Source organism: Devosia sp. (assembly GCF_034675085.1).
Lineage (GTDB): Bacteria > Pseudomonadota > Alphaproteobacteria > Rhizobiales > Devosiaceae > Devosia.
In genome coordinates, this window is record NZ_JAUCDN010000384.1 from 1 (window position 1) to 2,827 (window position 2,827).

The window sequence follows — 2,827 nt, forward strand, 5'->3', positions numbered from 1 at the left end:
TGCCTTCATCGGCGCGGGCGGGTTTGGCCCCCGCTGAAGCCGGCCGGGGACCACGCACCGGCTTGTCGGCAAAATTGCGGCCGGGACGCTTGGCCTCGCCCCGAAAGGCCGCGCCTTCGCCGCGCTCGCTTTCGGGCCTTGTGCGCGGCGCGAAGGCCGGACGTTCGGCGCCGGCATCGCCCCGGCGCGGGCCGCGCGGCGTTCCGGTAAATTCCCGGTCGCGCGGGGGACGGCTGCCGCCCTCGGGACGGGGCCCGCGCGGACGATCGCCAAAATCGCGCTTGGGCCGCTCGCCGGCGGGGCGGCGGTCATCGTTCTCGCGGCGGGGGCCGCGCGGCTTGTCGCCAAAGGGTTTGTCACCGAAGGGCTTTTTGGCGAAAGGCTTCTTTTCAAACGGCTTCTTGCCGGCGGAAGCGGGCTTGGCCGGACGCTCGGGGCGCTGGCCATAGGTGCGGGCCGGCTGATCGTCGGCATCGCGCCGGGCAAAGGGCTTGGTGTGGCGCTTGGCGACGAATTCCTCGGGAGCGCGGCCATCCTCGTCGAAATGAATCTGGCGGGCGGGCGGCTGGTACTCGTCATCCCGACGCTCCTCGCGGCGGGGCGCGGGCTTGCGGCTGTCAAAGCGCCCCGGGCGATCCTGGCGGGGCCGTTCGGCACGCCATTCTTCCTCGGTCTTTTCGGCGTGGTCGGTGAAGCGGAAGCGCTGGCGGGCGATTTCCACCGTATTGGTGCCACGCCCGGTCTGCCGGTCACGCGTGGGCTTGCCGACAAGCGCATTGGCCTCGGGCATCTCGCTGTCGAAATCGACATCGGCGGCCTCGGCCAGCTTCTTGCCGAGCTGGTCGCGCAGCATCTTGGCCCTGACGGTTTCAACACTGCCCACGGGGATTTCGCCGAGCTGGAACGGGCCGAAGCTGACGCGGATGAGGCGGTTGACCTCGAGCCCGAGGGCGCCGAGCACATTCTTGACCTCGCGGTTCTTGCCTTCGCGCAGCGAGAGAACCAGCCAGACATTGGCGCCCTGCTCGCGCTCCAGCTTCGCCTCGATGGGGCCGTAGCGGATGCCATCGACCTCGATGCCGTCCTTGAGCCGGTCGAGGGCGGCCTGGGTGACGGCGCCATGGGCGCGCACGCGATAGCGGCGCAGCCAGCCGGTGGCGGGCAATTCGAGAACGCGCTTGAGACCGCCATCATTGGTGAGCAGCAGCAGGCCCTCGGTATTGATGTCGAGCCGACCGACCGAAACGACGCGCGGCAGGCCATGGGCTTCGAGCGCCTCGAAGATGGTGGGGCGCCCCTCGGGGTCCTTCTCGGTGACCACAAGGCCGGCCGGCTTGTGATAGAGCCAGACGCGGGTGCCCTGACGGGCGGCCAGCGGGGCGCCGTCGACCAGGATGGCATCGCGCTCGGTGACATTGAAGGCGGGCGTCAGCACCTTCTTGCCGTTGACGACGACGCGTCCCTCGGTGATCCACACTTCGGCGTCACGCCGCGAGCAGAGGCCGGAACGGGCAATGACCTTGGCGAGCCGGTCGCCGGTGGAGGGAGAGGCGGGAGTGTCGCTCATCGGCGGACCTTCATGACATGCGGGACCCTTTTGGATGGTCGCGCTTTCGAACCGAAAAAGTGGCGGCCACCTTTTCTTGAAAACGCTCCGTCCGGGCGGCGCGGAAAAGACGAAGCGGCCGGAAAACCCGGCCGCCTTGGAAAGCAGGATCGTCCAGCCCGTTACTGGAGCGTGGTTTCCTTCTCGGTGAGCCGGACACCGGCACTGGAGCTGGAGGCGCCCGAGCTGAACTGGTTCTGATTGGCGCGGATGGCCTTGCGCACCGATTCAGGGCAGCGCGGATCGTTGATCGAGACCAGCTCGCCGCCGGGAGCCGAGCAGATGAACTCGGCATCGCCCACGCGGGTGAAATATTCCTCGGGGGGCAGATAGAGCGGGCGATTATTGGCGGTGGTGACGCTCATATTGGCGGCGCGCATGCGGGCGGTCAGCGTGCGGGCCTCCTGCTCGGTGAGCGGACGGCCGGCCACCGAACGCAGATCGACCACCTTGGCGTTGCGCAGGCGCTGAAGATCGGCTTCGGTGAGATTGGTGGTGTCGATGCGCACCGTATCGCTATTGGCGGGCAGTTGCGCCGCCGCCGTCTGGGTGACGGGAGCGGGCAGCGCCTGGCCGGAAGCGGGCAGGACCAGGGGCGCGCGGGCATTGGTGAGGTCTTCCTTTGGTGTTTCGCCGGGCACCAGGCCCACCCCGCGCGCCGTGGAGGTCATCACCTCGCGCTCGAAGGTGCCGAAATCGGTCAAAGCATTGGTGCCTTCCACGGTGGTGCAGCCGGCCAGCGCCAGCGCAAACACCAGGCCCAGCGCCGCCAAACCCGTCCGGGTCGCCACCTGCAGAGCAGCATGCTGCCCGGTCAATCCAATACGCATGAAACGTCCTTCGAAGTGTCGGTGGCGCTTATAGCGCATTTCGCCGACTAAGACCAGATTCTGGCAGCACAGTGTCCGTGCTGGTTCAGGAGGCGGTTTTGCGGGCATGGCCAACGCCCAGCAGATCGAGGATCAGCAGGATCACGCCGGCGGTGATGGCCACATCGGCAAGGTTGAAAATGTAGAAGGACCACTCGCCCCAGTGGAAGTGGAAGAAATCGGCCACGGCGCCATAGACCAGCCTGTCGATGACGTTGGACAGGGCCCCGCCGATGCACAGCGCCAGCCCCATGCGCACCAGCCTGACCGATGTGCGCAGCCACCACACCGACAGCGCGATGATGGCCACCAGCATGACCAGGCCCAGCGCCCAGACCGGCAGGCCATCGAG

3 protein-coding genes are annotated in these 2,827 nt (G+C 67.6%); all 3 read right to left on the reverse strand.

Going from position 1 to position 2,827, the window contains the following annotated elements:
* On the reverse strand, positions 1-1,567 hold a 1,567-nt coding region (locus VDP82_RS16645; protein WP_323015946.1), incomplete at its 3' end, for a pseudouridine synthase.
* A gap of 161 nt (positions 1,568-1,728) precedes the next feature.
* Complete coding sequence (locus VDP82_RS16650) at positions 1,729-2,436, reverse strand: hypothetical protein (protein ID WP_323015947.1); 708 nt, start codon at positions 2,434-2,436, stop codon at positions 1,729-1,731.
* Between the two features lie 85 nt (positions 2,437-2,521).
* Positions 2,522-2,827 (reverse strand): signal peptidase II (gene lspA, locus VDP82_RS16655; protein WP_323015948.1); only part of this gene is annotated, 306 nt, incomplete at its 5' end.